At 69.7% G+C, this 26,754-nt stretch carries 18 protein-coding genes and 1 riboswitch; of the genes, 11 read left to right on the top strand and 7 right to left on the bottom strand.

Features of this window, described 5'->3' with window-relative positions; all coding sequences use genetic code 11:
- The first annotated feature begins 1,733 nt into the window (after positions 1-1,733).
- A complete protein-coding gene (locus RUR_RS03965) occupies positions 1,734-2,024 on the top strand; it encodes a DUF6087 family protein (RefSeq protein WP_283133473.1) in 291 nt (96 codons plus the stop codon).
- Positions 2,025-2,245: 221 nt separating this feature from the next.
- On the opposite strand, the gene RUR_RS03960 is transcribed toward RUR_RS03965, so the two are convergent.
- Both RUR_RS03960 and RUR_RS03955 read right to left on the bottom strand, forming a co-directional pair.
- Complete coding sequence (locus tag RUR_RS03960) at positions 2,246-2,647, bottom strand: hypothetical protein (protein WP_283133472.1); 402 nt, start codon at positions 2,645-2,647, stop codon at positions 2,246-2,248.
- Between the two features lie 129 nt (positions 2,648-2,776).
- The gene (locus RUR_RS03955) at positions 2,777-3,592 is read right to left on the bottom strand and encodes an alpha/beta fold hydrolase (RefSeq protein ID WP_283133471.1); all 816 of its coding nucleotides are present in this window, start codon (positions 3,590-3,592) and stop codon (positions 2,777-2,779) included.
- 759 nt (positions 3,593-4,351) lie between these two features.
- On the opposite strand from RUR_RS03955, the gene RUR_RS03950 reads away from it, so the two are divergent.
- Positions 4,352-5,218, top strand: a complete 867-nt coding sequence (locus RUR_RS03950; RefSeq protein ID WP_283133470.1) for a universal stress protein — start codon at positions 4,352-4,354, stop codon at positions 5,216-5,218.
- Positions 5,219-5,232: 14 nt separating this feature from the next.
- A complete protein-coding gene (locus RUR_RS03945) occupies positions 5,233-5,457 on the top strand; it encodes a hypothetical protein (RefSeq protein WP_283133469.1) in 225 nt (74 codons plus the stop codon).
- A 370-nt stretch (positions 5,458-5,827) separates the two neighbouring features.
- On the opposite strand, the gene RUR_RS03940 is transcribed toward RUR_RS03945, so the two are convergent.
- Entirely contained in the window at positions 5,828-9,181 is a 3,354-nt protein-coding gene (locus RUR_RS03940; protein WP_283133468.1) for a S8 family serine peptidase, read from the bottom strand.
- A gap of 365 nt (positions 9,182-9,546) precedes the next feature.
- Here RUR_RS03940 and RUR_RS03935 point away from each other — a divergent pair, with 365 nt between their 5' ends.
- Positions 9,547-10,002, top strand: coding sequence for a peroxiredoxin (locus RUR_RS03935; RefSeq protein WP_283133467.1), 456 nt, complete (start codon positions 9,547-9,549; stop codon positions 10,000-10,002).
- A 374-nt stretch (positions 10,003-10,376) separates the two neighbouring features.
- Positions 10,377-12,389 (top strand): cation:proton antiporter domain-containing protein, encoded by a 2,013-nt coding sequence (locus tag RUR_RS03930; RefSeq protein WP_283133466.1) that lies wholly within the window; start codon positions 10,377-10,379, stop codon positions 12,387-12,389.
- Here RUR_RS03930 and RUR_RS03925 read toward each other — a convergent pair.
- Positions 12,386-13,396: a ribonucleotide-diphosphate reductase subunit beta gene (locus RUR_RS03925; protein WP_283133999.1), complete on the bottom strand. Its 1,011-nt coding sequence runs from the start codon at positions 13,394-13,396 to the stop codon at positions 12,386-12,388. The genes RUR_RS03930 and RUR_RS03925 overlap by 4 nt on opposite strands.
- Positions 13,397-13,536: 140 nt before the next feature.
- Entirely contained in the window at positions 13,537-15,834 is a 2,298-nt protein-coding gene (locus tag RUR_RS03920) for a ribonucleoside-diphosphate reductase subunit alpha (protein ID WP_283133465.1), read from the bottom strand.
- 102 nt (positions 15,835-15,936) lie between these two features.
- A riboswitch (cobalamin riboswitch) is annotated at positions 15,937-16,142 on the bottom strand.
- 92 nt (positions 16,143-16,234) lie between these two features.
- Between RUR_RS03920 and RUR_RS03915 the strand changes: the two genes are divergently transcribed.
- From RUR_RS03915 to RUR_RS03895, 5 genes are all read left to right on the top strand, one after another.
- A complete protein-coding gene (locus tag RUR_RS03915) occupies positions 16,235-17,134 on the top strand; it encodes a Gfo/Idh/MocA family protein (RefSeq protein ID WP_283133464.1) in 900 nt (299 codons plus the stop codon).
- Positions 17,131-18,297, top strand: a complete 1,167-nt coding sequence (locus RUR_RS03910) for an aminotransferase class V-fold PLP-dependent enzyme (RefSeq protein ID WP_283133463.1) — start codon at positions 17,131-17,133, stop codon at positions 18,295-18,297. The genes RUR_RS03915 and RUR_RS03910 overlap by 4 nt, the downstream gene beginning before the upstream one ends.
- A 220-nt stretch (positions 18,298-18,517) precedes the next feature.
- The gene (locus RUR_RS03905) at positions 18,518-19,825 is read left to right on the top strand and encodes a hypothetical protein (RefSeq protein WP_283133462.1); all 1,308 of its coding nucleotides are present in this window, start codon (positions 18,518-18,520) and stop codon (positions 19,823-19,825) included.
- A gap of 136 nt (positions 19,826-19,961) precedes the next feature.
- Positions 19,962-21,125, top strand: coding sequence for a hypothetical protein (locus RUR_RS03900; RefSeq protein ID WP_283133461.1), 1,164 nt, complete (start codon positions 19,962-19,964; stop codon positions 21,123-21,125).
- 162 nt (positions 21,126-21,287) lie between these two features.
- Positions 21,288-22,427, top strand: coding sequence for a hypothetical protein (locus RUR_RS03895; RefSeq protein WP_283133460.1), 1,140 nt, complete (start codon positions 21,288-21,290; stop codon positions 22,425-22,427).
- Between the two features lie 44 nt (positions 22,428-22,471).
- Here the strand turns inward: RUR_RS03895 and RUR_RS03890 are convergent, their stop codons facing one another.
- Positions 22,472-23,896 (bottom strand): aminopeptidase P family protein, encoded by a 1,425-nt coding sequence (locus tag RUR_RS03890; protein ID WP_283133459.1) that lies wholly within the window; start codon positions 23,894-23,896, stop codon positions 22,472-22,474.
- A 152-nt stretch (positions 23,897-24,048) separates the two neighbouring features.
- Complete coding sequence (locus RUR_RS03885; protein ID WP_346349010.1) at positions 24,049-25,521, bottom strand: WS/DGAT/MGAT family O-acyltransferase; 1,473 nt, start codon at positions 25,519-25,521, stop codon at positions 24,049-24,051.
- Between the two features lie 238 nt (positions 25,522-25,759).
- On the opposite strand from RUR_RS03885, the gene RUR_RS03880 reads away from it, so the two are divergent.
- A complete protein-coding gene (locus RUR_RS03880) occupies positions 25,760-26,701 on the top strand; it encodes a decaprenyl-phosphate phosphoribosyltransferase (protein WP_283133457.1) in 942 nt (313 codons plus the stop codon).
- Positions 26,702-26,754 lie beyond the last annotated feature (53 nt).

Below are 26,754 nucleotides of genomic sequence, written 5' to 3'. Positions count from 1 at the left end.
TCGGCTTATTCATACCTGGGTGGGCACGTGCGCGCTCGAAACGCGGCAGCGTCTGGACTGAGTGATTTTCGCGTCGCGTTCTTTGCGGCGCGAAAATCAGGAGGGAAGACGCTGCCTTAGCAGCGTTTCGAGCCGGCCGAGCGGAGGCTCGGCCAAAAAATACAGGCTCTTAACGGCGACTTCACTTGACACGGTTAGCACGTCCAGGTTTCCACCCCGACCGTTCTTACGGGCTTGCACGGGTTTATCCGACTCAATCAACAGGTGTGGCCACGAAGGCGGATGCTCCGCGCATGCCACTCCGGCAGCCCACCTACCGTGCCCCGTCCTTGCCTGTCACCCCTAGATGCCCGCCCCGATATCCGGCAAGCTCGGGGTCTCCCGTTGATCGGGTGAACGTCAGGGGTTTTCAAGGTCATGCAGCGCAAAGCGCAGTCGCCATCCCCGAGGGGGTTGATGAGTGACGCGTACGCCATCGACTGTGCCGTCGCGGACTACCTGTCTCAATTCCTTCAAGGGTTGATGAGAGTGACATTCCCGGGGAGGTGACCAACTGCCACAGGCGGTTGCTATCCCCGAGGGGTTGATGAGTGACATCGCTCGCGGTGTTCGGCGCGACGGTCCTGGTCGTGTCGCTATCCCGCAACGAGCTGATGAGTGGTCCTATGCGTTGACGTCGAGGGCAACAGCGGGTTGCTATCCCGGGATGGGGTTGATGAATGAATTGAGCCTACGCCTGGGGGTTGGAGCGGCAGTTGCCACATCTCTTCGAAGGTTGATGAGAGCGAAATCATCGGAGTGGTGACCAACTACCACGGGCGGTTGCTATCCCTTAGAGGGCTGATAGGCATGGCGTCACATTATGGCCAATCTCACCAGATGTGGCCGATGTTCCGCGGAGAGTGAGATTCTCCAAGGGCTCACTGATAACGCATGCGGGAGATTGTCGTCATTCTCGGCACGGGGCTGCAATCCCTTCCGGGTTGATGAGTAACCCAGCTGCTCAACAGCGGCCTCTACCGCGATCCGGAGTTGCGATCCTTTCAGGGTCGATGAGTGCCCCGGATGGTCGATGCGCTGTGGAAGCTCGGACTCGTTGCTATTCCTTCAGGGTTGATGAGTGACTATGCCCCTCCCCGCGGCCGGCGCCGAATGGCCACGTTGCGATCCCTTCAGGGTTGATGAGTGACCGCGCACATGCTCGACCCGGAGGCGGGGCAGTTCGGGTTGCGATCCCTTCAGGGTTGATGAGTGACCCGAGGGTAAAGTCGCAGGTCACGGGGTGTTCTTCGGCGCTGAGATTGCCGGGTTTTGCAGCGATCCGGCGGTAGTGCGAAAGCGCTGGTCAGAGCGTTGAATCTCTGGATTGTTTCTGATGTCAATGTGCGGGTTTTCGCGGCCAATGTACACGTCGGTACGTGGGTTTGAGACAGGCTTGGGCTGCTTGGTCGGCTGAATTCTGGGAGCTCGATGGAGACCTGCCTGGGCCTCTCACCTGGGCGTGGGGGCCGGGCTGGAGCACCGCCACGGTGGGGGAGTTGTGTGCCGTTGCCGCTGATCGTGTGTCCGGTTCTTGGAGCGTCGGTATGGCCTGCGGGATGGAGACGGCACGTACGACAAGGAGGGCCTGAGCGGCGGCAGCCCGTGCGAGACTCGCGAAGTCAACGATGCATGGGCAGACGATCTCGCCGATTTCCGGTCGGGCGCGATTGTGGCCTGGGACCATCGGTCGCATGGGTAAGCACAGCCGGCCAGGACCGCCGAACCAGCCGCCGCGCGACGTTCCGCGTGTGGACGCCGCCGATCCGCTCGCCGCGTACAACGAGCGCCGTCGCCCGCGGATGGATGTCTACCGCCGCCAGCGGCCGGTCTACGGTGGCGCCGGCCACCTCCGGCCTGGCGAGCCGCGCGTCCTTGAGGAGTGGGACGGCTTCGCCTATCAGATGGTTGGAGTCGCCGACGACCTCGCCTCGGCCCTGACGTGGGTGAACGAACCGCCGATTGGAGACGGCCCGGCCGTGTGACGGGCTTTGCCTGACCGCCCTTCCTTCGAAGGTCGGCGGCCAGGCGTCGTCCGGCGACGAGGCCGAGGTGGGCTGACGGTGTCGGGTCGGGGATGTCATGCCTACGGTCGCGGCCATCGCAGGCCGTGACCGTAGGCGGGAATCGAGCGGGGGTGCCGGTGACCGGCTGCCGGCTTTCCTGCGTGATCACCAGGACCTTGAGCCCGGAACCGCTTGCGCCGTCAAACGGCGTCGAGGGCCTCGGTGATCTTGCGGGCCATCTCGGCCATGGGCGGGCTGAGCTCGTCCCGCTGGGTCCGGGTGGCGGCTTCGATGGCGACGAGGACCGTCCTGCGGAAGTTGTCGGCCTCCGCCGGAGCCTGCTCCCTGAGCAGGCTCATGGCCGCCGTCAGGGCCGGCAGCACGTGATCGGCGAGTTCGGCGGTGGTCTTGAAGTTCAAGCCCTTCGGCGTCTTGGCGAGCACGTGCCCGACCAGGCCGGTCGCGGAGCCGAGGGCGATGGAGCCGTGGGTGGCGGCCCGGTGGGGCCGGCCGGCGACTCCGGCGGCGGTCATCAGCGCGACGGCGCCGTACGCGGCGGTCCGCAGGGTGAGCTTGTCCTGGTCGGTAAGGGTGACGGACATGGTGATGTGCTCCTTTGAATCGGGGAGGGAATCCGGGTGAACGGGGGACGGCGGTTTCGGCGGCCGGGTGGCGCCGTGACACCGGCGAAGGCCGCCGCCCGGCCGGTCGTCGGCGTGCCGGCGCTGTGTTCAGTGACCCTCGCGGCCGAGGGAGGCGACTTCGCGTACGGCCTTGGCGATGGCCGGGGCGTCCTTTCTCAGGATGGCACCGTGGTTGCTCGCGACCTTCGCGCTGACCCGGATGTTCGGGTTGCGGCCGGTCACCGCCTCCAGGCTGGTGCGGATCCGTTCCTGCCCGTCCCCCTTGCTGCCGAAGGACGCTCCCGAGGCGACCACGTACCGCACCGGAACGGTGATGTCGTCCAGCACGGGGCCCAGCTCGCGCTCGCGGGAGATCCTGCCGAGCTCGATGTTGATGGTCGCCATCTGCGCGGCGTTCATCCGCGGGACCAGGCCCGTCGGGCGCAGCAGCGGCATGAACCAGCCCATCCGCCCGAACAGCTTCCGGATGTGCCGCTCCATGGCCTCGTCGAGCCAGTCGTACGGGAACGCGCCGTCGACCATGACCGCGCCCATGGCACGGCCGGGATTGCGGCCGGCCCAGTGCGCCGCGACGAACGCCCCGTAGGACCAGCCCACCACCAGCGCCCGGTCCACGCCTCTGGCCGCGAGAACGGCGTCGACATCCCGGACGGCGGTGTCGAAGGAGTAGTCCGCCGAGGGTTTTGACTTCCCGCGGGCCCGCCCGTCGTAGGTGATGTGCCGCCACCGCGTCCCCAGCTCGGCGATGACCCGCCGCCAGTACCCCTGGGTGGCGAACTGGCCGTTGAGGTAGATCACGGGGATACCGGAGCCGCCGCTGTCGGTGACGGCCAGAGCCGTGTCGTCGACCGGCACCATGCCGGTCCACGTCGAATCGGTCCGGGGCTTGCCGTGCTTCGTCATGTGGTCCACCCGGTTGCGTCAGGCGTCCTGGACGCCTTCTCCAGGCCCTGCGTGTGGATCGCCGGTCCCTGGACCTGTTTGGCTGCCATTCGGATATCCGTTCTCTTGGTACGGTTCGTTGCCCGTGGCGCGGTCGATCGCGCCGGCGGGCCGTTCTCGCTTCCAGCCGGCCCGCGCCTCGCCGCGGACCTCGGAACGCGTCCGGCTGTCTCCGCAACCACTTGGTCACCGGGACTTTGGTCCGCGATCGCCGAACCGTTCATGGCACTTACGATCGTCGACCGCTCTGATACGGGACCGTCGCCGTGCTGACACGTCCGCTGACACGGCATCGCCTCAGACTTGATGGCTGACGGGACCGGGTCGGGGACGCGTGGTTCGTGGGTTCCGTCACTCCGGTCGAGTGGCTTGAACTGCGGTTATCGGGGAACGGCTGGTACGAGGAGGATGTGTACGGGCAGGAGCGGAGTCCGCCCCCGCCGGGAGCGGGCCGGTCACCGGAGCTCGCGGAAGGCGCGGCCTTGAGGCCGGGCCGTGGTTGCGGCGGGCCGCCGGGGGAGTGGCACGGCGGCGTTTCGTCGCGGGGGCCGGAGTACGGCCGGGGGATGTGATCGCTGTGCTGTGCGCACCGGGTGGGGCGCGGACGACGCAGGCGTTCAAAAGATGTCGGTGGTACGGGCTGCGCCGGGCTGATCTTCGGTGGTGTCCTGGGGGCTGTCCGGCGGCGCGCGTCGCATTCGGCGATCAGGGGGAGGGGTCATGGAGATCGTCGTCGGGGTGGACGGCTCGCCCGCGGGGCTGAACGCGGTGGGCTGGGCGATGGCGGAGGCCGTGGTTCGGCGGCTGCCGGTCCGGCTGGTGCACGTCATGCCGGAGTGGGCCTACTCCATGCCGGAGACGGCGCGGCACGCGGAGATCGGGAAGTGGAAGCGGGACAGCGCCGGCGCGGTGCTGGAGGAGGCGGCGTCGCGGGCGCGGGCCGAGGAGCCGGGCGTGGAGGTCGTCTCCCAGCTGATGCCGGGCGATCCCCGGAGCGCGCTGCTGCTGGTGGCGGAACGGGCGTCGCTGCTGGTGGTGGGGAGCCATGGGCTGGGCGGGTTCCGCGGGCTGCTGCTGGGGTCGGTGGCGCTCGGGGTGTCGGGTCAGGCGGCCTGCCCGGTGGTGGTGGTGCGGACGATTCCGGGGCCGCCGAAGGGCGAGATCGTGGTGGGGGTGGACGGCTCGGATCTGTCGGCGGCGGCGCTGGATCTGGCGTTCGAGGAGGCGTCGCTGCGGGGGAGCACGGTTCGCGCGATGCACGCGTGGATCCGGCTGTCGGCGGGCCCGAAGGACGGAGAAGTGCCTTTGATCTACGATGTAAAGGCCACGGCCGCCCGGAACGCCGAGATGCTCACCGCGACCGTCGCGAAGTGGCGGACCGAGTACCCGGGCGTGCCCTGCGTCGAGCAGGTGGTGCACGACCACCCGGTGGACGCCATCGTCGACGCGTCGGCGAGCGCCGATCTGGTGGTGGTCGGGTCGCGGGGGCGGGGCACCGTCCGCAGCCTCATCCTCGGCTCGGTCAGCCACGGGGTGCTGCACCACGCCCACTCCCCGGTGGCGGTCGTCCCCGTGCCCAAGAAGTGACCGACACTGGGTCCATGGGTCCACGGGTGTTTCTGGTGAAGATCTCGGTGTCGGCCGAGGAGTTCGCGACACGGCTCGACGGGGTACGGGGAGCCCGGTTCGTCCGCGTTCTCCCCGGTGGCCACGTCAGCGTGATCGTGGAGGCGGACGAATCCGGCGGTGGAAAGACCGTGGCGTCGCTCGCCGCCCTCGACGGCGTCGAGTCGGTCCACGAGGATCTGCGCCGACCCATGGACTGAACCGCCGCGTCCGCCTGCCGGATCACGTCAAGGGTGTTCCGGCCTCTGCCACGCCCTGACGGCCGGTCGAAGTTCCGGGCTGCGGCCGTCCCCGTCGTGGGGGTGCCGACGACGGTGCGGGAGTTGCCGGAAGCCGAGCGGGGCATCGGCGACCTGGGCGTGCGGTGCCGACGCGCGGGACGCCGCCGGGGCGCCCGAGGAGGTTCAGCACGGGGCGGGATTTCGGGGGCCGGTGGCGGGCGCTGGACACCAGGGCCGTCGCGAGCTGGGCGGCCGACCGGGAGACGCCGGCCGGTTGAGCCGCCTGACGGCCGTACCGGGCTCAGGCGATCCCCGTGGGACGGCACGGGGATCGCCTGAGGTCAGGCGGCTATTGCACGGTGATCTTGTCGACCTCCACGGTCACGCCGCGGACCAGCGGCGTCGAGGTCGCAGTGCGCACCGTACCGACTCCGGTGGCCACACCCTGCACCTCAAGGGTGTAGGTGTGCGACCCGCCGGGGGTGCCGGGGGTGCTCACCACGACGAGGTCCTGGGTCGGGGGTCCGGCGATCTGGGCGCCGGCCGAACCGTCGTCGTTCTCCGCGCCGACGGTGAGGCCGTAACCGGCCGGGGGCGCGGCCGGCAGGTTCGCCGGGTCGTAGGTGAAGGAGATGTCCTCGGCTCCGTTGACGCCGATCCACTGCTGGAACACGCGTCCGCTCGCCGTACCGTAGACGTTGACCCGCCACTCCACCACGATCCAGGAGCTGACGCCGTCGGTGAGGGTCGCGGCGTAGACGCCGGGCGCCCCGGTTCCGTCGAGGTCGGTCCAGAACGTGGCGAGTTCCCCGTTGGGCGGGCTCGGGTCGGGCAGGTTCTGCGGCAGGTAGCTGATCTGGTCGCCGCTGGCCCCGCCGGCGACGGAGTAGCCGTTGGAGACGATGCCGAGGGAGTTGTACGTCTTCCCGGCGAACCGGAACCCGGGCACGTTGAAGTTGAGCGCCTGCTCGTCCCCGATGGGGACCGGGGTGACGCCGAAGGCGTCGAGCGGCAGGTAGCCCGCCGGGGTCGGCCCGGGGGCGATGGTCGGCCGGTCGGGCTGCCGTCCCGCCAGGGTCGCCTGGGCGACCGCCGTCCGCGGTCCGGCCTGGGTGGCGCCGGTGACCGAGGTGAGCCTGATCCGCGAGTCCAGGACGCTGGTGGCGGTGACGTCGGCGGTGCTGAGCGAGTTGTTCTGGATCTTCACGGTGCAGGTGGATCTGCCGGTGTTCCGGGCGATCGTGCTGGGGACGCAGGTCTGGTCGATCGGGACGACGCCCTCCTGGCGGTAGAACGCGACCGGTAGGTGCAGGTCACGGGGTCCGCCGACCTGGTCCAGGTTGACCTGGCCGAAGTACTGGCCGTCCGGCAGGTCGGTGGCCGTCACGATCACGGTGAGGTCGATGCTCGCGCCCGGCTGGAGCGTGAACACCGGGGGCACGACCACGACGGCGGCGCCGCTCGGCGCGGTGCCCGTCGCGTTGTAGGTGAGCGCCTGGCCCGTGACGTTCTTCGCGGTCCGCTTGGCCGTGATGATGCCGGGCATGGTCGGGGCGTTGATCGACGGCAGGTTGAGGTCGATCCGGTTGAGCGGGTCGGTCGCCGAGGCGGTGAAGTCGGCCGCGGTCTCGTCGAAGGTCAGGCCGGGGTTTCCGGCCTTGGTGAGGTCGACGCGCCCGCCGCCGAAGTCGAACGGGTCCGCGGGGGTGGTGCCGTTCTCCTTGAACACCGCGGTCCTGGCCGTGGTCTCCAGCGCGGACTTCACCTGCCCGGGGGTCCAGGTCGGGTGGAGCGCGAAGAGCAGTGCGGCGGCTCCGGCGTTGTTCGGCGAGGACATGGAGGTCCCGGCGATGGCCTGGTAGTACTGGCCCGTGGGGCCGCCGGAGGCGTCCTCCAGGACGGGGGTCTGGCCGGCGAGGATGTGCAGGCCGGGTGCGGTGACGTCCGGCTTGAGGAAGTCGCCGCCGGGTCCCCGGGAGGAGAACGAGGTCATCCGGTCGCCCTGCCAGGTGGTCTGCGTCCCCTGGGTGAGGGTCGCGGTGGCGGCCGGGTTGGCGGTGAGGAAGTTCAGCAGGGTCGTGGTGGCCGGCTGGTCGATGTGGACCGTCGGTAGCCAGTGGTTGTCGGTCATGACGTCGAGCGGGGTGGTGTTGTACAGGATCATCCCGGCGGCGCCGCCCTGCCGGATGTTGAAGCCCTTGATCACCCGTCCGGGACCCCGCTCACAGGCGACGATCTTACCGGTGAACAGTCCGGGCGGGGCGGGGGTGGTGCAGAGAGCGTTGTTGTACGGCGGTGCGGACGCCCGGACCACCTGCCGCGGCGAGGCCACCCCGGCGGTGACGGAGGCGCCCTTCACCGTGGCGACGGAGCCGCCGGAGCCGTTCAGCGTGACGGTCGACTCATAGGTCCGGGTCTGGGTGGACGCGGCGACGGTGGTCACCCAGGGGCTGCGGTGGGCGACGGTGTCCGGCCCGGGCCCCGAGTTGCCGGCCGACGCCGAGACCAGGACGCCCGCGGCGTAGGCGTCGAGGAACGCCAGCTCCACCGGGTCGCTGTAGGGGTCCTCGCCACCGGAGATGGAGAAGTTGATCACTCGGACCCGGTCCAGGATGGCGCGGGCCACCGCGGCGGCGGAGTCGGACTGGTAGCAGCCCTGCGCGCCGCAGACCTTGTAGACGGCGACGTGCGCCGCGGGGGCGATGCCCTGGATGTTGCCGCGGTTGATGCCGAGCGGGTTGGCCCCGGAGACCGGGCCGCCGGCCGCGGTGGTCGAGGTGTGGGTGCCGTGCCCGTTGGAGTCCCGCGCGCTGTCCGGGAAGACCTCCCCGCCGACCTGGGCGTTGTAGGTGTCCAGGAACGGCTGGCCGGAGATGAGCTTGCCGGTGCAGACGAAGGGGTCGTTCGCCGGGGTCAGCGGGTTGTCCCCGAAGTCGCAGACCCGCGGGGACCCGTCGGCCGTGGGCGGGGGCGCGGGCAGGGTGCCGGGGTCGTTGTAGGAGGGGTGCTCGGGCCAGGAGCCGCTGTCCAGGATGCCGACGATCACGCCCTTGCCGGCGTTGGCGCTCCCGCCGAGCTGGCTGTAGATCGTGGGTGCGCCCATGAACGCCGGGGTGGAGTCGGTGGTGGGCTGCGCCAGCCGGTCTTCCTGGACCGCGGCGACGCCGGGCAGCTTGAGGAGTTCGGCCGCCTTGTTCGCGGGGACGGACAGCGCGATGCCGCCGTACACCAACCGGAGCCGCTGTCCGGCCTTGGCTTCGGGGACGGCCTTGGCGAGCGCCGTCAGGAAGGTGTTCTCCACCGACGCGATGTGGCTCTCGTACCGGCGGACCGGGTCGCTCTTGAGGGTGAAGTCCCTGCCGGTGGCCGCCGGGCTGGTCGCGGCGAAGCCCTTCAGCCCGCCCTTGTAGGCGGCGACGGAGTCGTAGTCCAGTTTGACGACGACGCGGACCGGGGCCTTGGAGGTGCTCCGCAGCAGCGCGGCGTCGCTCTTGGCGAGCCGCCCGCTGGGGGACTTGGCGCCGTTGACCACCTGCGGGGTGCCCAGCGGGGTGGCCTTCCACTTTCCGGACACCGCTCTGACGTCCGGTTTCAGGGTGGTCGAGGACGGGGTGGGTTCGGCGGATACGGGAGTTCCCGGGGCGATCAGCGCCAGGGCACTCAAGGCGGCGACGAGAGCACTTCGTTGTCGTCGTGGGGTCACGACACCTCCCGGAGGCGTTTTCGGACACGGGAGAAGCCGCGCTCGCCCGCATGCCAGGCGGGGCCGAGGACACGACCCTCCCCGCGGGGCGACGGACTGTGCCCACCCGGTTCGGCGGACGCCTCGAAAGCCTAACTTCAGTTATCAAAGTCGCCTAGGACTCAATTTTTAATGATTTAACGAGTTCAAGTCGGACAAAAATGTCAGAAATAGTCAGAAATCAAGGTGAATGGATTGGGGACCGTCGGTGGCGGGTCGGGCCGTGGCCGGGGCTTTACCCGCTCAAGCAGGGACGCTGTCCCCCGCTTCGCCGCCGGGGCCGGACCGCCGTTTTAGGCTGCCCTCAAATCCGATAAGGAGCGTCCATGCGCGTCGGTGACACCGTACCTGAATTCGAACTCCCGGATGAGACGGGAACCCCGCGGCGGCTTTCCGGTTTTCTCGGCGACGGCCCGGTCGTCCTCTTTTTCTACCCGGCCGCGCTGACCGCCGGGTGCACCCTGGAAGCGTGCCATTTCCGCGACCTCGCGGTGGACTTCAAGGAACACGAGGCGCAGCGGGTCGGGATCAGTCCGGACCGGATCGAGCGGCTGCGGCTCTTCGCCGACCGGTACGGGCTCGGCTTCCCGCTGCTCTCCGATCCCGGCAAGGCGGTGGCCGCGGCCTTCGGCGCCCGGCGCAGGTTCGGCTTCGGGGTCCGGCGGATCACCTTCCTGATCGGCCGGGACGGGGTGGTCGCCGACGTCAACGCCAGCGAGGTCAACATGATCACCCACGCCGACCGGGCCCTGTACGTGCTCCGACGCAATTCCGGTCCGTGATCGTTGTGGTGTGTGCTCCCGCCGGGGTGCGTACATCGCGATGATCACCGGTGTCCGCCGGTGCGGTCGGCGATGCCGACGTCGGCGCGGTCGACATGATCGTTCATACGGCTCGGGCGGTCTGCGTGCTCCGGCGCGGTTCCGGTTCGTGATCGTTGTGGTGTGTGCTCCCGCCGGGGTGCGCATTGCGCATCGATCATCAGGGTGGTGGCGTAGGTGTGGGCGCTCCGCGTGCTCCGGTGTGGTTCCGGTTCGTGATCGTTGTGGTCTGCGTCCCTACTGGGGTGCACACCTCGCAATGATCAGGGGGAGCGGGAAACCCGCTGGGTGCGTGCGGGTGACGGGAGCTTTATGATCGCGGCCGGGGGTGGTCGATGAGCAGCGCGCTCGCCGCGGGGGAGACCCCCGCCTATCTCGGACCCATCGTCGTCTTCATCGGCGCGGCGGCGCTGATCGGGTTCCTCAGCATCCGGATGCGCGTGGTGCCGATCGTCGGCTTCCTCCTCGCCGGGGTGGTGATCGGCCCGAACATGCTGGGTCTGGTCGGCAACGAGGAGACCGTGACGGCCGCCGCAGACATCGGGATCATCCTGCTGCTGTTCACGATCGGCATCGAGTTCTCCCTGGAGCGCTTCGCCCGGATGCGGCGCCACGTGCTGCTCGCCGGGGGGATCCAGGTGCTCACCACGGTCGCGGTGACCGCGTCGGCGGTCCTGGTCTTCGGCGCCGGCTGGCAGGACGCGGTGTTCACCGGCTTCCTGGTCTCGCTCTCCTCCACCGCCATCGTGATCAAGATGCTCGCCGCATCCGGCCGTACCAACCTCCCCTCGGGCCAGGCCGTCGTCGGGATCCTGATATTTCAGGATCTGGCGGTGGTGTTGATGGTGCTGCTCGTGCCGAGCCTGAGCATCCGCGGTGGGGCCGGCGGCGGACCGTTGGAGATCCTCAAGGCGCTCGGGATCGCCGCGCTGGTCCTCGTCTTCGTCCTGGTCGTCGCCCGTAAGGTCATGCCGGTCGTGCTGGAGGTGGTGGCGCGGACCTGCTCCCCCGAGGTGTTCCTGCTCGCCGTGGTGGCGATCGGGCTCGGCACCGCCTGGCTGACCTCGCTGGCCGGGGTGAGCGTCTCCCTCGGCGCCTTCCTCGCCGGGCTGGTGGTCAGCGAATCCCGGCACAGCGTGCACGCCCTCGGCGAGATCCTGCCGTTGCAGATCCTGTTCAGCGCCACCTTCTTCGTCTCCATCGGGATGCTGCTCGACCTGCGGTTCGTTCTGGCGAACCTCTGGCTCATCCTGGGCCTGGCCCTCGCCGTGGTGCTGATCAAGGCGGCCACCGGGCTGGTCGCGCTCCGCGTCGCCGGGCTGGGCACGGCGACCGGGATCTGGGGCGCCCTGCTGCTGGCCCAGATCGGCGAGTTCTCGTTCGTGCTCCAGTCCACCGCGGCCGGCACCGGCCTCAGCGTCGCGGGGCTGGGGGAGAAGGGGCCGCAGGCGCTGATCGCGGTGACCGTGCTCCTCATGGCGGGCACCCCGCTCCTGGCCGGCCTCGGTGAGCGGCTGGGACGGCTGACCGGGGTACGGGGCAAGGCGGCCCGGCCCGCGGAGCCCGAACCCGGCGAAGGCGGGGTGAAACGGGGCCCGGTGCTCGTCTCCGGCTGGGGCGGGGTCGCCGCCGAGGTGGGGGCGATGCTCCGGCAGCGCGGCATCCCGGTGACGGTGCTCACCCTCAGCCCGGACCTGGCCGCCGCGGCCGAGCGGGACGGGCACCTGGTCGTCCGGGGCGATTCGACCAAGGAGCACGTGCTGCGGGAGGCGGGGGCGGAGACCGCCCGGCTGATCGTGATCGCCGAGGACGAGGCCGAGCAGGCCGCCCGGATCTCGACGGTGGCCCAGCCGCTCGCCCCCGACGTCCCGATCGTGGTCCGCGCGACCGACGCGCCCGAGCCCGAGCTGCTCACCCGGGCGGGCGCCGACCGGGTCGTGGACGGCACCCGGGCGATCGGCCTGACGCTCGGCGCGGCGGTGCTGCGCGCCCTCGGCCTGCGGGCGGAGGACGCCTCGATCCACCCGGACACCAGCCGGGTCGTCGACTTCCGGCCGGACCCCGACGCGGCCTGCCCACACACCTCCGAGATCAACCTGGTGCTGCCGGCCACCCCGGGGTGCACCGAGTGCCTGCGGCAGGGCCGGCTGGACTGGGTGCATCTGCGGACCTGTCTCAGCTGCGGCCAGGTCGGCTGCTGCGACTCCTCCCCGCAGCGGCACGCCCGGGCCCACGCGGCCGCGGCCGACCATCCGATCGCCGCCTCGGCCGAGCCCGGGGAGTCGTGGGCGTGGTGCTACCTCGACGAGACCCGGATCGACCCGGCCGGACCGGAGGAGTCCGGCTAGAACGACTCGTCGAAGGAGACGCTGCCTTCGACGGCCGTCTGGTACGCCGACACCCTCCGTTCGAAGAAGTTCGCCAGCTCCTGCACGTCCTGGAGCTCCATGAAGGCGAACGGGTTGGCCGAGCCGTACCGGGCGGGCATGCCGAGCCGGGCGAGCCGTTGATCGGCCACGTACTCCAGGTAGCGGCGCATGTCCGCGGTGCTCATCCCGGGGAGCCGCCCGGTCCGGCCGGTCGGCTCGCACAGGTCGTGGGCGAACGCGAGTTCGGCCGCGACGGCCTCCTCCATCATCTGCGTCACCTGGTGGGTCAGCTCGGCGTCGAACAGCTCCGGCTCCTCGGCCCGTACCGTGTCGACGACGCTGAAGGCGAACTCCATATGCAGGGACTCGTCGCGGAACACCCAGTTCGTCCCGGAGGCCAGCCCGTGCAGCAGCCCCCGGGAGCGGAACCAGTAGACGTAGGCGAACGCGCCGTAGAAGAACAGTCCCTCGATGCAGGCGGCGAAGCAGACGAGGTTGAGCAGGAACGCCCGGCGGTCCTCGCGGGTCCGCAGCGAGTCCAGCGAGCCGAGGGAGTCGATCCAGCGGAAGCAGAACTCGGCCTTGGCCCGGATCGAGGGGATGTGCTCGACCGCGGCGAACGCCTGGGCCCGCTCGTCGTGGTCGGGGACGTAGGTGTCGAGCAGGGTCAGGTAGAACTGGACGTGCACCGCCTCCTCGAAGAGCTGCCGGGACAGGTACAGCCGGGCTTCGGGCGCGTTGACGTGCTTGTACAGGTTGAGCACGAGGTTGTTGGCGACGATCGAGTCCCCGGTGGCGAAGAACGCCACGAGCCGGTTGATCAGGTGCCGCTCGCCGTCGCCCAGCCCGGCCAAATCGGCCAGATCCGAGCCGAGGTCGACCTCCTCCACCGTCCAGGTGTTGCGGATGGCGGCCCGGTACCGCTCGTAGAAGTCCGGGTACCGCATCGGGCGCAGGGTCAGGTCCATGCCGGGGTCGAGCAGCATGCGTTTCACGTCCTCAAGAAAGTCGACGGTCGTCCCGGCGAGCCGTGCGGGCTTCGCCGGGGCGCCGGAAAGATGACAGGTGTTCGGTACGGGCCGCCGGGAGCGGCCGATCCGCGCCGGGGAGGTGCCCCGGCTCGCGCCTACTGGCAGGCTTCGCAGATCTCGGGGTTCTCCAGGGAGCAGGCGAGCGCCTCGTCGTCCGTCACGACCTGCGCCGGACGGTCCGGTACGGCCGCCGGGCTCGCCGCCGCAGGCCGTACCGCCTCCGTCAAGGTGGTCTGGGCGATCCGGGTGGCCGGGCGGGAACGCAGGTAGTAGGTGGTCTTGAGGCCCTTGCGCCAGGCGTAGGCGTACATCGAGGAGAGCTTGCCGATCGTCGGCGCCGCCATGAAAAGGTTGAGGGACTGGGACTGGTCGATGTACGGCTGCCGCGCCGCGGCCAGATCGATCAGCGCCTTCTGCGGCAGCTCCCAGGCGGTGCGGTAGAGCAGGCGCAGCTCCGCGGGGATGTCCGCGATCCCCTGCACCGAGCCCTCGTCCCGCTTGATCGCGTCCCGGATCCGCTGAGTCCACAGCCCGAGGCGCTTCAGGTCGGCGACGAGATACCGGTTGACCTGGATGAACTCCCCGGACAGGGTTTCGCGCTTGAAGACGTTGGACACCTGCGGTTCGACGCACTCGTAGCTTCCGGCGATGGAGCCGATCGTCGCGGTCGGCGCGATCGCGATGAGCAGCGAGTTCCGCAGCCCGGTCTCGGCGATCCGGGCGCGCAGCTCGGCCCACTCCCGTGGGTGGACCGGCTCGGCGTCCGGATAGTGGTCGGGGTGGAGCGTCCCGCGGGCCGCCCGGGTCCGGCCGTACGCGGGATGCGCGCCGAACTCGGCCGCCAGGTCGGCGGAGGCGCCGTACGCGGCCAGGGCGATCTCCTCGGCGATCCGGGTGGACAGGGCCAGCGCCCCGGCGGAGTCGAAGGGGAGCCGCAGCCGGAAGAACACGTCGGCCAGCCCCATCACCCCGAGCCCGACCGGCCGCCACTGCCGGTTTCCGGCTCCGGCCTCGGGGGTCGGGTAGTAGGTGCGGTCGATCGTCCGGTCGAGGAAGCGTACGGCGGTCCGTGCGGTCCGCCGGAGCCGGGCGAAGTCGAATTCGGGTGTTCCGTCCCGCTCGGTCAGGTGGGCGGCGAGGTTGATCGAGCCCAGGTTGCAGACCGCGGTCTCCCCGTCCGCGGTGACCTCCAGGATCTCGGTGCACAGGTTCGACAGATGGACGACGTTGCCCGGCTCGGCGGTCTGGTTGCAGGTGCGGTTCGCCGCGTCCTTGAAGGTCATCCAGCCGTTCCCGGTCTGGGCGAGGGTCCGCATCATCCGGCCGTACAGCTGCCGGGCGGGGACCCGGCGGACCTGCCGCCCGGCGGCCTCCGCGGCCCGGTACGCCGCGTCGAACGCCTCGCCGTACAGGTCCACGAGCTCGGGGACCTCCTTGGGGTCGAAGAGCGACCACTCCCGGTCGGCCTCCACCCGGCGCATGAACTCGTCCGGGATCCAGTTGGCCAGATGCAGGTTGTGGGTGCGCAGCGACTCGTCGCCGGTGTTGTCGCGGAGCTCCAGGAACTCCTCCAGGTCGGCGTGCCAGGTCTCCAGGTAGACGCAGGCCGCGCCCTTGCGCCGCCCGCCCTGGTTGACCGCCGCGACCGAGGCGTCCAGGGTGCGCAGCCAGGGCACGATGCCGTTGGAGAAGCCGTTGGTGCCGCGGATCAGCGAGCCGCGGGAGCGGACCCGCGACCAGGAGATCCCGATGCCGCCGGAGTACTTGGACAGGCGTGCGACCTGCGCGTACCGCCGGTAGATGGAGTCGAGCTCGTCCTGCGGCGAGTCCAGGAGGAAGCACGAGGAGAGCTGGGGGTGCCGGGTGGCCGCGTTGAAGAGCGTCGGCGAACTCGGCAGATACGCCAGAGCCGACATGAGTCCGTACAGCTCCGCGGCGTCGGCGGGGGTGTCGGCCAGCCCGCAGGCGACGCGGAGGAAGAAGTACTGCGGGGTCTCCAGCACGGCCCGGGTGGCCGGGTGCCGCAGCAGGTAGCGGTCGTAGACCGTCCGCAGCCCGAAGTACTCGAACCGGTCGTCCGCGGCCGGGTCGACCAGGGCGTTCAGCTCCGCGGCGGCTTCGCGGACGAACGCGGCGGCCCCGCCGGAGAGCAGACCCTGCGCGTGGCAGGCGGCGACGGAGTCGGCGAAGGAGCCGATGCCCTGGGCGGCGACCTCCGCGCCGATGTGCGCGGCGAGCATCCGCGCGGCGACCTTGGAGTACTGCGGCTCGCTCGCGATCAACGCGGCGGCGGCGCCGACGGCGACCATCGGATCCCGGCCGCCCGACCCCATGGCGTCGGTCACCCGCTCGGGGCTTGCCTCGTCCAGACCTGCGTAGAAGGCTGTGGTCACGTGCTCTCTCCTCGCGAGCTCGATCATTGATCCAGGGCTCGCGGGCACGGCACACCCCACCGGCCGGACCCTCCCACGAGGCCCTGGACTACCGGCACGCGACAGGCGCGTGCGCCGTCGGCAGGTCTTCGGACTCGCGGGCGCCGATCGTGTGCCTACTGGCCGTCGCTTCCCGGATCGGCTGGATCCAGTGCTTCAGACGGCGGTCGTTCCCGCTTACCGCTGCGGGGCAGTCCCGGATTCCCACCGGGTTCCCTCTTACGACACCCCGGGGTGTCCCGGGGTGAACCGACAGCGGTCAGATCATACATCTAGTGGGAACCGTCGCAACGACCCCTAGATGTTGGGTGAGGCGGCGCTCCTGTTCCGGCAGGCGAAACTCTGATACATCTTGACTTCCGTGAGCGACTTAGCCGCGCCCTCTCCGGCGCATCCCCCGATCACGGTAGGCCTCGTCGGCGCGGGACCCTGGGCCAGACGGGTGCACGCCCCCATGCTGGCCGCCGGTCCGCACACCCGGCTCGGCGGCGTCTGGTCCCGGCGGCCCGAGGCGGCCAAGGAACTCGCCGTCGCCTTCGGCGCCGACGCCTGCCCCCGGTACGACGACCTGCTGGACACCTGCGACGCGATCGCCTTCGCGGTTCCCCCGCAGGTCCAGGCCGAGCTCGCCGCGATCGCCGCCCGTTCCGGGCGGCCGGTGCTGCTGGAGAAGCCGCTCGCCGCCGACCTGGACGGTGCGCGAGCCCTCGCCGACGTGATCGGCGAGACCGGGGTCGCCTCCCAGATGGTGCTCACCTGGCGCTACTCCGCGGAAGTCCGGGAGTTCCTCGGCCGGGTGGCCGCCCTGGAGCCGTTCGGCGGACGCGCCGCCTACGTCTCCGGCGGGCTGCTCGGCGAGTTCGCCACCCCGTGGCGGCTGGAGCGCGGCGCCGTCCTCGACGTCGGCCCGCACATGGTGGACCTGCTGAGCGCCGCCCTCGGCCCCGTCGCCGGCGCCGTCGCGCACGGTGATCCGCTCCGCTGGACCGGCATGCTCCTGCAGCACGAGGGGGGAGCCGTCAGCGAGCTGTCGCTGTGCATGAACACCCCGCTGCCGGAGCACCGCGCCTGGATCGAGGTGTACGGCCGGCACGGCGGCGAAGCCCTGGACGCGTCACGGCTCGGCCCGGAGATCTTCACCACGCTCGCCGCCGAGTTCGCCGAGACGGTACGGCGCGGCGGCGGCCATCCCCTGGACGCGGCGCACGGACTCCGCCTCCAGGAGACCATCGCCGCCGTGGAGGAAGGGCTGGCGCGTTGACCGTCCCGCCCGCGCCGATCGAGGAGGCCGCCGGGCTCTTCACCCTCGATCCCGGCAAGAGCCACCTCAACAACGGGTCCTTCGGCACGGTGCCCGTCCCGGTCCAGCGCAGGCACGCCGAGCTGCGGGCCGAGATGGAGGCCGACACCGTCGTCTTCTTCCGCGGGCTGACCGACCGGATCGCCGCCGCCCGCGCCGAGGTGGCCGCCTTCCTGGACGCCGACCCGGCGGGCCTGGCGTTCACGGCCAACGTGACCGAGGGGGTCGCCGTCGCGCTCGCCTCCCTGCCGCTGGGCATCCGGGACGAGATCCTGATCACCGATCACTGCTACGGCGCGGTTCAGCTGGCCGTACGGCGCCGCGCGGAGGCCTGCGGTGCCAAGGTCGGCGTGGCCGAGGTGGCCCGCGGCGGGATGTGGACCGGTGACGACGCCGTCCAGGCGATCCTGGACGCGGTCACCCCGCGGACCAGGGTCGCGGTGTTCGACCACGTCACCTCGGCGACCGCGCGGCTCATGCCGGTCCACCGGCTGGTGACCGAGCTGCGGGCCCGGGGCGTGACCACGGTGGTGGACGGTGCGCACGTCCCCGGCATGCTCCCCGTCTCCCTGAACGGGATCGGCGCGGACTTCTGGACCGGGAACCTGCACAAGTGGGGGTTCGCGCCGCGGAGTACAGGGGTGCTCGCGGTTTCGCCGGAGTGGCGGGCCCGGGTCCGCCCGCTGATCGTCTCCTGGTTCGCCGAGGAGGGCTTCCCGGTCGCGATCGAGTCGCAGGGGACGCGGGACCACACGGGCTGGCTTGCGGCGCCGTACGGCCTGCGGCTCATCGGCGAGCTGGGTGCCGGGCGGATTCGCCGGCACAACGCCGAGCTGGCCGAGTACGGGCAGCGGCTGCTGGCCGAGGCCACCGGGCTGGCCGCCTGGCCGGGGGATCCGGAGCTGGCGATGCGGGTGGTACGGCTGCCGCAGGGCATGGCCCGGACGTTTGAGGCGGCGCTGGCTTTGGCGGTGCGCGTCACCGAGGAGCTGGGCTGCCATGTGGCGATCCGGCCCTGGCAGGGGGCGGGGCTGGTCCGGCTCTCGGCACAGATCTACAACAGGCCGGACGAATACCAGCGATTTGCCACAGGATTCGCGGGTATTTTGCGAAATTGGGTGTAGATCGGATAGATGGTGTATGCCGAGGGCAACGGGCTGATAGGGCCGACGGGATGATTTGTCCGCTTTGTGGGGTGCAAATGCCGCAAAGCGGTCGGTCTGCTGATTTCTATATGGTGAAATATCAGAAATGTCCTAAATAACAAGTGTCTCTAGATTCATCGGTCTTTGCTGGCTGTGATGGCTGTTGCTGGGATTGGGAAAGTCGCCCTATGGTCCGGTCATGATCCCCATGCATGGCGGCGACAAGGATTCGCACGACAAAGACCGCGACGAGGACGACTTCGACCTGGATTCCGACAAGATCAAACTCAAGGAGAAGGTGAAGGAGGAGAAAAGCAAGGGCGATCGCAAGGGGAAGAGCAAGGAGGACGACGAAGGCGACGGCGACCACCCGCTCGCGACCGACACCCAGGTCCTCGAGTGCCGGCTCCTGGACCAGCTCCGGGAGCTCGACAAGGCGGCGACCTTGGAGGACCTGATTCTGGAACGTACCATCGGCGCCACGTCGGTGTGCGACTCGCTCAGGGAGACGGCGCGGGGTGCGGCGGACCTCTCGCTCATCAAGAGCATCCTGGCCACGGCCTGGCTGCATCGGAACGGACTGGTGAACCTGATCCAGGAAAGCGGCACGGAGGACCTGGAGGAGAACGAGAAGGAGATTCTCAAGGTCGCGATGGCCGTGTACGGCGACGAGCCGAAGGACGCACTCGTGAAGGCGTACCGGCTCAGCGGCTACGAGGTGCGGGCGCTTGAGGCCTACAGCGACGCCAACAAGTCGAAGGTCACCCTGCACGACGGATCGCGCAACATGTTCTACATGGGGACGGACACCGGGCTGTGGGGGCCGATCTACAAGAACGGCTGGCGCGCACTCGTCGGCGCCATGCAGAAGATCCCCACCCTGCGGCAGCTCGGCATCCGGCTGACCACCTACCGCACGCCGCGGGAGCCGCAGATGCTGGGGGAGCTCTCCGAGCTGCAGATCTTCAAGAAGATCCCGGTGGAGTCGCAGATCAAGCACGGCGTCCATCTGATGGGCATGGGCCAGCGGCACTTCATGTCCACCGCGATCACCTACAACGTCCACTGGACCCGGGCGGCGAAGGTCGGCGGAATCATCGCGGTGACCGGCGGCTCCGGGGTCCTGATCAATCCCTTTGGGAAGCAGGGCTGGATGGACGGCGGAGAGGTCCTCTATCCGCCGCAGTTCGTGAGCGTGTTCGAGGGGATGAACCCCACCGGATACCGGGAGAAGGGGGTCCGCTACCCGGTCGCCCACCTGCGTGAGGTCTTGTATCTGGAGACCCGTCAGGGTACGTACGAGGACTCGCAGTACGTCGTCGTGGCGCCCAAGCATGTCGGCCTCGACGGCGCGAAGATGCGTCTGATCGCCCAGCTGGAGGCCGGATACGACCCCGAGCGGGTGGTCGCGGCCCTCAAGCACTTCGGCCTGCAGGACAAGGGGGTCATGTACCTCACCTACGACGAGCTGCGAAACGTCGTCCACCGGCTCGGTCCACCGTCCTGAGGGGTGCGATCGGCGGAGGTCGGGTGGGTGCCCTCCGCCGATCGACTTTTCCTAACTTAAAGTGATTATTCAGTCACAACACTATGGCCGGAAGGTTTGTTGTTCCGGTCCAAAGGTCCCGTCTACCGTCCACCCCATGGAACCCATGCGGCCCAAGAACGACCACCCGCTCGCCCACGACGAGCAGGTCGTCTCCTCCCGGTTGCTCGACGAGCTCCGGCGGCTCAACCCCCAGGCGACCCTCACCGAGCTCCTGCTGGAGACCACCGGCAACGCCCAGCGGGTGTGCCGGGATTTCGTTCGACGCTGGCTCACCGGAGAGACCGACCTCCTGCTGATGAAGAGCATCCTGGCGACCGCCGAGCTGCACCGCCGGGGCGCCACCGGAAAGATCCAGGCGGGGAAGAGGGACCAGCTCACCACCGAGGAGAACGCCCTCCTGGACGTCGCCTGCAAGCCGTACAACGCGTCCGCCAAGAAGGCGCTGCTCGCCGCCTACAAGATCGACCAATATCAGGCACTCGCGCTGGACGCCTACACCAACGCCAACAAGAGCATCCGCATCCTGGAGACCACCGGGAAGCTCAACCCGCACTACATGGGGGAGGAGCCTCAGCTCTGGGGCCGGTACGGGGACGGGTGGCGCGCGCTCACCTCCGCGCTGTACTGCATCCCCACCCTGGGTCAGCTGGGGATCGTGCTCACCACCTACCGGGCGCCCCGGATCCCCAAGGAGGTGGACGAGGTCCTGGAGATCGTCAACATCGCCAAGCTTCCGGTTGAGACCAACATCCACCACGGCATCGTCACCATGGACATGGGGCAGCTGCACTACATCTCCACCGGGATCAGCTACTGCTACCACTGGCTGAGGGTCGCCGAGGTGGGCGGTCTGGTGGCCATCACCGGCGTGTCCGGCTGCTACATCAACCCCTTCGGGATCCAGGGCTGGATCGACGGCGCCGAGGTTCTCTACCCGCCCAAGCTGATGACCGTCTTCGAGGGGATGAACCCGCGCGGCTACGACGACGGCCGGCAGCAGTTCCCCGTCGCGCATCTGCGCGAGGTTCGGGGGGCTGAGACGGGGCAGCACCGCGTCGACGACCATACGTTCCTGCTGCTGTCCCCCAAGGACGACCGGCTGGACGCCCGCAAGATGCGGCTCATCCGCGACCTGACCCTGCAGGACCCCGCCAAGGTGCGGCAGGCGCTCAGCGGGCTCGGGTACGCCGAGCGGGGAATCATGTACCTCACCCTGGACGAGCTGGAGCGGGTCCGGCTGTGGGTGTCCAAGACCTGATCGACCGGAGACGGAGCCGGCCGGTGGAGGCGTTGGCCACCCTCCGCCGGTCGGTTTTTGCGTACTTATCGTGATTAGTTAGCCACAAGAGTGTGACGAGATGGCCTGTTGTCACGGTCCAACGCCCGGCCTAGCGTCCCCCGCATGGAACCCAATCGGCCCTTGAACGATCATCCACTCGGCCAGGACGAGCAGGTCCTCTCCTGCCGGTTGTTCGACGAGCTCCGGCAGCTCAGCAAGACGGCGACCTTCGTCGAGTTCCTGCTGGAGTCCACCGACCAAGCCCGGCGGGTGTGCCAGCAGTACGCGGGGAGGTCGATCACCGGAGAGACCGACCTCCTGCTGATGAAGAGCGTCCTGGCCACCGCCGAACTGCACCGCCGCGGCGCGACCGGAAAGATGCAGGCGGGAAAGGGCGACCAGCTGTCCGACCTGGAGAAGGCGATCCGGAACGTCGCGCTCAAGGCGTACGGTGACACCGTCAAGCAGCAGCTGCTCGCCGCCTACAAGCTGGACCGGTTCCAGGCGCATGCGCTGGACGCCTACACCACGTCCACCAAGAACATCCAGTTCTTCGACGGCGGAGGCCTGAACCCCCACTTCATGGGGCACGAGCCTCAGCTCTGGGGCGGCTACGGGGACGGGTGGAGCGCCCTCGGCGCCGCGCTGACCCAGATCCCCACCCTGGGCCAGCTGGGGATTGTGCTCACCACCTACCGGGCGCCGCGGATCCCCAAGGAGATCGACGAGGTCCTGGAGATCGTCAAGATCGCCACGCTCCCCGTGGAGACCAACATCCACCACGGCGTCGTGGCGATGGACATGGGGCAGCTGCACTTCATCTCCACCGGGATCAGCTACTGCTACCACTGGCGCCGGGTGGCCGAGGTGGGCGGTCTGGTGGCCATCACCGGGGTGTCCGGCTGCTACATCAACCCGTTCGGCATCCAGGGGTGGATCGACGGCGCCGAGGTCCTGTATCCACCCAAGCTGGTGACCGTCTTCGAGGGAACCAACGGGATCGGTTACAACGACGGCGTGAACAGGCTTCCCGTCGTGCATCTGCGTGAGGTCGCAAGGCCGGAGACCGGGCAGCAGCGCGTCGAGGACAACACCTACCTGCTGCTCTCCCCCAAGGACGACCGGCTGGACGCCCACAAGATGGGGCTCATCCGCGACCTGAGCAGGTACGGCGCCAAGGTGAATCAGGCGATCACCGCGCTCGGATACACCCCGCGAGGGCTCATGTACCTCACCGTGGACGAGCTTCAGCGGGTCCAGCTCTGGGTGTCCAGGAACTGATCTGCGCGATCGTGGAGCCGGCCCCGGGCCGGCTCCACGCCGTCTCAGCCGTCCAGCAGGGTGCGCATCCAGCTCTCCACCTCGTCGGGGTGGCGGGGCAGCCCCGCGGACATGAGCCGCGCGCCGTCCTCGGTGATCACCAGGTCGTCCTCGATCCGGACGCCGATCCCCCGCAGCTCCTCGGGGAGCGTCAGGTCGTCGGGCTGGAGGTAGAGCCCGGGCTCGACCGTGAGCACCTGGCCGGCCTCCAGCACACCGCCTGTATAGGTCTCCACCCGGGCCTTGGCGCAGTCGTGCACGTCCATACCGAGCATGTGACCGCTCCCGCAGAGGGTGTACCTGCGGTAGAGACCGTTCGCCGGATCCATCGCCTGGTCGGCACTGATCTTGAGCACGCCCCACTCGTGCAGGCCTTCGACGATCACCCGCATCGCCGTCTCGTGAAAGTCGAGGAAGCGCACCCCGGGCCGGAGCACCGCGATGGCGGCCGACTGGGCCTCGTAGACCAGCTCGTAGACCTGGCGCTGCAACGAGGTGAACCGGCCCGAGACCGGAATCGTCCGGGTGACGTCGGCGGTGTACAGGTTGTCGGTCTCCACCCCGGCGTCCAGCAGGAGCATGTCCGACTCCCGGAGCGGGCCGTCGTTGTCGATCCAGTGCAGGACGCAGGCGTGCGCGCCGCCCGCGGCGATCGTGTCGTAGCCGACGTCGTTGCCCTCCTGGCGGGCCCGCAGCGCGAACACCCCTTCGACGTGCCGCTCGCCCCGCGGCAGCCGTACGGCCTGCGGCAGCGACCGCACCACGTCCTCGAAGCCGCGGACCGTGGCGTCGACCGCGTGCTGGAGTTCGGCCACCTCCCACTCGTCCTTGATCATGCGCATCTCGGAGAGGAAGACCGCCAGTTCCGCGTCCGCCTCGGCCGCCCGCGGCACCCGGGCGTCCACCACCGGGTCCACCCCGCGCAGCACCCGCGTCGGCGCGGTGCCGCCGAGCGCCACCGGAAGCCGCTCGATGTCGGCGCACTCGATCTGGTAGAGGCGCTCGGCCTCCTCCAGGTCGGGGCGGCGGCCCACCCAGAACTCGCCGTACCGCCGGTCCCGGTAGAAGTCGCCGGTGGTCCGGGGCGACCGGGGCCGGATGAAGAGGGTCGCCGTCCCCGACGGGTCGATCACGAGCACGTCGTCGGGCTCCTGGTGCCCGGTGAGGTAGGCGAACGCGCTGTGCGCGCGGAACCGGTAGTCGCAGTCGTTGCTCCGGACCTTCAACCCGCCTGAGGGGACGACCAGCCGCTCACCCGGAAACCGGCTCGCCAGGACGGCCCGGCGTTTGGCAGTGTAGACACTGACCGGTTGCCGTTCGACGTCCGCCCGCCGAGTGTCGGCCCACCCCTGCGCCATGAAGTCGGCCAACGCCTCGGAAACGGGCAGGTCATAGCTGTTCTCATTCAGCTTCTTCGGCGACTCGGTCATCGGCGGCCTCTCATCCAGGCTCTGGAATGTGACATTCCACTCTAGAGCCAATCCCGGCACGTGATCCGCAGGCCCCTGCCAGCAGTGCGGGTACGGCCGCCGAGGCGGGGAGCACCGTCCGGACGCGAGTGCGGCGGCCCGGCCGCGCGGGGTCACAGAGCCGAGGGCCGCTCGCCGGTGAGGCCGCCGATCCGCTTGAGCTCCTCGAGGGCGTCGCCGAGGTAACGGACCAGGCTCCACAGCTCGGGGGTCGACTCCCGGCACGCCACGACGCCCACGTCCACCCGGTCCTCGCCGGAGAAGACGGTGATGTTGAGGCCGCCGGTCACATCGCTGATCACCGAGACCGGGTAGTGCGCGAGGACCCTGGCCCCGCCGATGTAGAGGGGGACCTGCGGCCCGGCCACGTTGGAGACGATCAGGTTCACCGGCGGTACGGCGGCGGCCGCGAGCCGCAGCGCCGTACGCATCGCCACTCCGGTGACGGCGGCGGGCAGGAGCTGCGCCAGGTCGGCGAGCCAGTTGGCCGGCGCGGTGGCGAAGCGGCGCTTGACCAGGTGCATCGTGTCCCGTACCGACTCAAGGCGGGCGACGGGGTCGGCGAGGTGGGTGGGGAGCGGGGTGAGCATCGCGGAGAGCCGGTTCCCGGGGGTCGCGTCTCCGGCCGTCTGCCGGGTGGAGACCGGCACGGCGGCGATCAGCGGCTCGCCGGGGACGGCGTCCTGGTCGCCCAGCCATTGCCGGAGCGCGCTCGCGCACAGGGCCATGACGACGTCGTTGACCGTGATGCCGAAGGCGTTCTTCACCTTCTTGACCTCGTCGAGGGGGAGGGTGCCGAACGCGAACCGGCGGTGGGCGCTGATCGGCCGGTTGAACGGGGTCTCGGGGACCGGCATGGGCGGCAGCTCGGGCACGCTCCGGTCGGTCCCGACGGCGATCTGCCGTACGGTCCGGCTGAGGTCGGCGAGCTCCCGCATCCCGGGGATCCGGCCGGCGAGGGGGATGGCGTCCAGGTCGGGCAGGAGCGCGCCGAGGGTTTTCAGGGTGCGGATCGGCTGTTTCAGGCTCCGGGTGAGGCCTTCGACGAGGGTGTCCACCGGGGACGGCACGGGTTCGGGTTGCCAGGGGTCCGGGTCGGGTGGGGGCGGCGAGCCGGGTGCGAGGTCGACGATGGCGGCCAGGATGTTGGCTCCGGTCACCCCGTCGACGACGGCGTGGTGCATCTTGCAGTAGAGGGCGACCCGTCCGGCGGAGAGCCCGTGGATGAGGTACATCTCCCACAGGGGCCGGCTCCGGTCCAGCGGGAGCCCGTGCAGCCAGGCCACCTGGTCGGCGAGGAGCCGGTCGCCCCCGTACGCGGGGAGCGCGATCTCGCGGACGTGGTTCTCCAGGTCGAAGTCGGGGTCTTCGATCCAGTACGGATAGTCCAGGTCGAACGGGACCTGGACCAGCCGGTGCCGGAGCGGGGGCGCAAGGTGGAGCCGGCCGCGCAACAGGGTGATCAGGTCGGTGCGGGTGAGGGTGCCGCTGGGTGTGGTGATGGGGTCGAGGACGGCCAGGACCGCCATGTGTGCGAGGTTGGTTTCGGTCTCGATGTTCAGAAACTGCGCATCCAGAGCGGTCATCTGGCGCATGGGTGGCGTCCCCCTTTCGAACGCTCTGAATGGCATGTCAATACATGAAGTATCTCGACCTTATTTCATTGGTATAAACAACTCGGCGCCGGGGTGATTTCTGTGGCACGACCGGGGCCCCAGTGCGCGTCGAGCCGTCCGGCTGAGGATGGGCGCGGTCGTCGTACAGCCTTGGTGGAGGTCGGGTGAACGAGCGCAGCGCACAGCGGACGTCGAAAGTGGCGACCCCATGACGGCGGAGGCCCGGTTCGCCCGCCCCCCGGCGGACCGCGACCGGGACCGGGAGGAGGAGCCGGGTACGGCCCGCGGGCGCCGGCTGCTCGTGGGGCTGGTGCGTGCCTGCCGGCCCCGGCAGTGGGTGAAGAACGGGCTGGTGTTCGTCGCCCCGGCGGTCGCGGGCGCGCTGACCCACGCCGGGGGCGCGGCTCGGGCGGCGGCGGCCTTCGCGGTGTTCTGCCTGGCGGCCGGCGGGGTCTACCTGCTCAACGACGCCCGTGACGTGGAGGCGGACCGGCGGCATCCCCGGAAGCGGTTCCGGCCGCTCGCGGCCGGGGTGGTACCCGTGCGCGCGGCGGTGGCGCTCGGGGTGGCGCTGATCCTCGCCTCCGGTGCGATCGCGGCCGCGGTGACCTGGCGGCTCGCGGTGGTGGTCGTGGTCTATCTCGTCCTCACCACGGCGTACACGCTCTGGCTGAAGCATCTGGCGATCCTCGATCTGGCGGCCGTGGCGGGCTGTCATGTGATCCGCGCGGTGGCCGGCGCGACCGCGGTCTCGGTGCCGGTGACGCCGTGGTTCCTGGCCGTGGTCTCGCTGGGGGCGCTCCTGCTGGTGACCGGCAAGCGGGAGGCGGAGCTGCGGGGGGAGTCGGGGAGCGCGGGGCGGGCCACGCTGGAGGTCTACTCGGCGAGCTATCTGGCGCAGGTCCGGGTGATGGTGTCCGGCGCGATGATCGTGACCTACTCCCTGTGGGCGGTGCAGACGGGGTCGGCGGCGATGTCGTTGCAGGCGGCGAGTGTGGTGCCGTTCGTGCTGGTGGTGCTCCGGCTCAATCTGCTGGTCCACGCGGGGGCGGGTGAGGAGCCGGAGGAGCTGGCCCTCCGGGACCGGCCTATTCAACTGCTTTGTCTGCTTCTTGTGGGATTTCACGCGCTCGGCGGCTACCTCGGCTGAGGCGAGGACGTAGAGTGGCTACATATAGGCCGTCTACATACGAGGGATGTTCC

The sequence above is a fragment of the Rhizohabitans arisaemae genome, from assembly GCF_025996515.1.
In the GTDB taxonomy this organism is placed as follows: domain Bacteria; phylum Actinomycetota; class Actinomycetes; order Streptosporangiales; family Streptosporangiaceae; genus Rhizohabitans; species Rhizohabitans arisaemae.
This window is presented reverse-complemented; position numbering and strand designations above follow the sequence as displayed.

Bases quoted from the DNA above. Each gene is read 5' to 3' on its own strand.
- RUR_RS03900 (WP_283133461.1), top strand. From the start codon at position 19,962: ATGGAACCCATGCGGCCCAAGAACGACCACCCGCTCGCCCACGACGAG.
- RUR_RS03945 (WP_283133469.1), top strand. From the start codon at position 5,233: ATGGGTCCACGGGTGTTTCTGGTGAAGATCTCGGTGTCGGCCGAGGAG.
- RUR_RS03965 (WP_283133473.1), top strand. From the start codon at position 1,734: ATGGGTAAGCACAGCCGGCCAGGACCGCCGAACCAGCCGCCGCGCGAC.
- RUR_RS03880 (WP_283133457.1), top strand. From the start codon at position 25,760: ATGACGGCGGAGGCCCGGTTCGCCCGCCCCCCGGCGGACCGCGACCGG.
- RUR_RS03950 (WP_283133470.1), top strand. From the start codon at position 4,352: ATGGAGATCGTCGTCGGGGTGGACGGCTCGCCCGCGGGGCTGAACGCG.
- RUR_RS03960 (WP_283133472.1), bottom strand. From the start codon at position 2,647: ATGTCCGTCACCCTTACCGACCAGGACAAGCTCACCCTGCGGACCGCC.
- RUR_RS03955 (WP_283133471.1), bottom strand. From the start codon at position 3,592: ATGACGAAGCACGGCAAGCCCCGGACCGATTCGACGTGGACCGGCATG.
- RUR_RS03930 (WP_283133466.1), top strand. From the start codon at position 10,377: ATGAGCAGCGCGCTCGCCGCGGGGGAGACCCCCGCCTATCTCGGACCC.
- RUR_RS03885 (WP_346349010.1), bottom strand. From the start codon at position 25,521: ATGACCGCTCTGGATGCGCAGTTTCTGAACATCGAGACCGAAACCAAC.
- RUR_RS03935 (WP_283133467.1), top strand. From the start codon at position 9,547: ATGCGCGTCGGTGACACCGTACCTGAATTCGAACTCCCGGATGAGACG.
- RUR_RS03905 (WP_283133462.1), top strand. From the start codon at position 18,518: ATGATCCCCATGCATGGCGGCGACAAGGATTCGCACGACAAAGACCGC.
- RUR_RS03925 (WP_283133999.1), bottom strand. From the start codon at position 13,396: ATGCTGCTCGACCCCGGCATGGACCTGACCCTGCGCCCGATGCGGTAC.
- RUR_RS03890 (WP_283133459.1), bottom strand. From the start codon at position 23,896: ATGACCGAGTCGCCGAAGAAGCTGAATGAGAACAGCTATGACCTGCCC.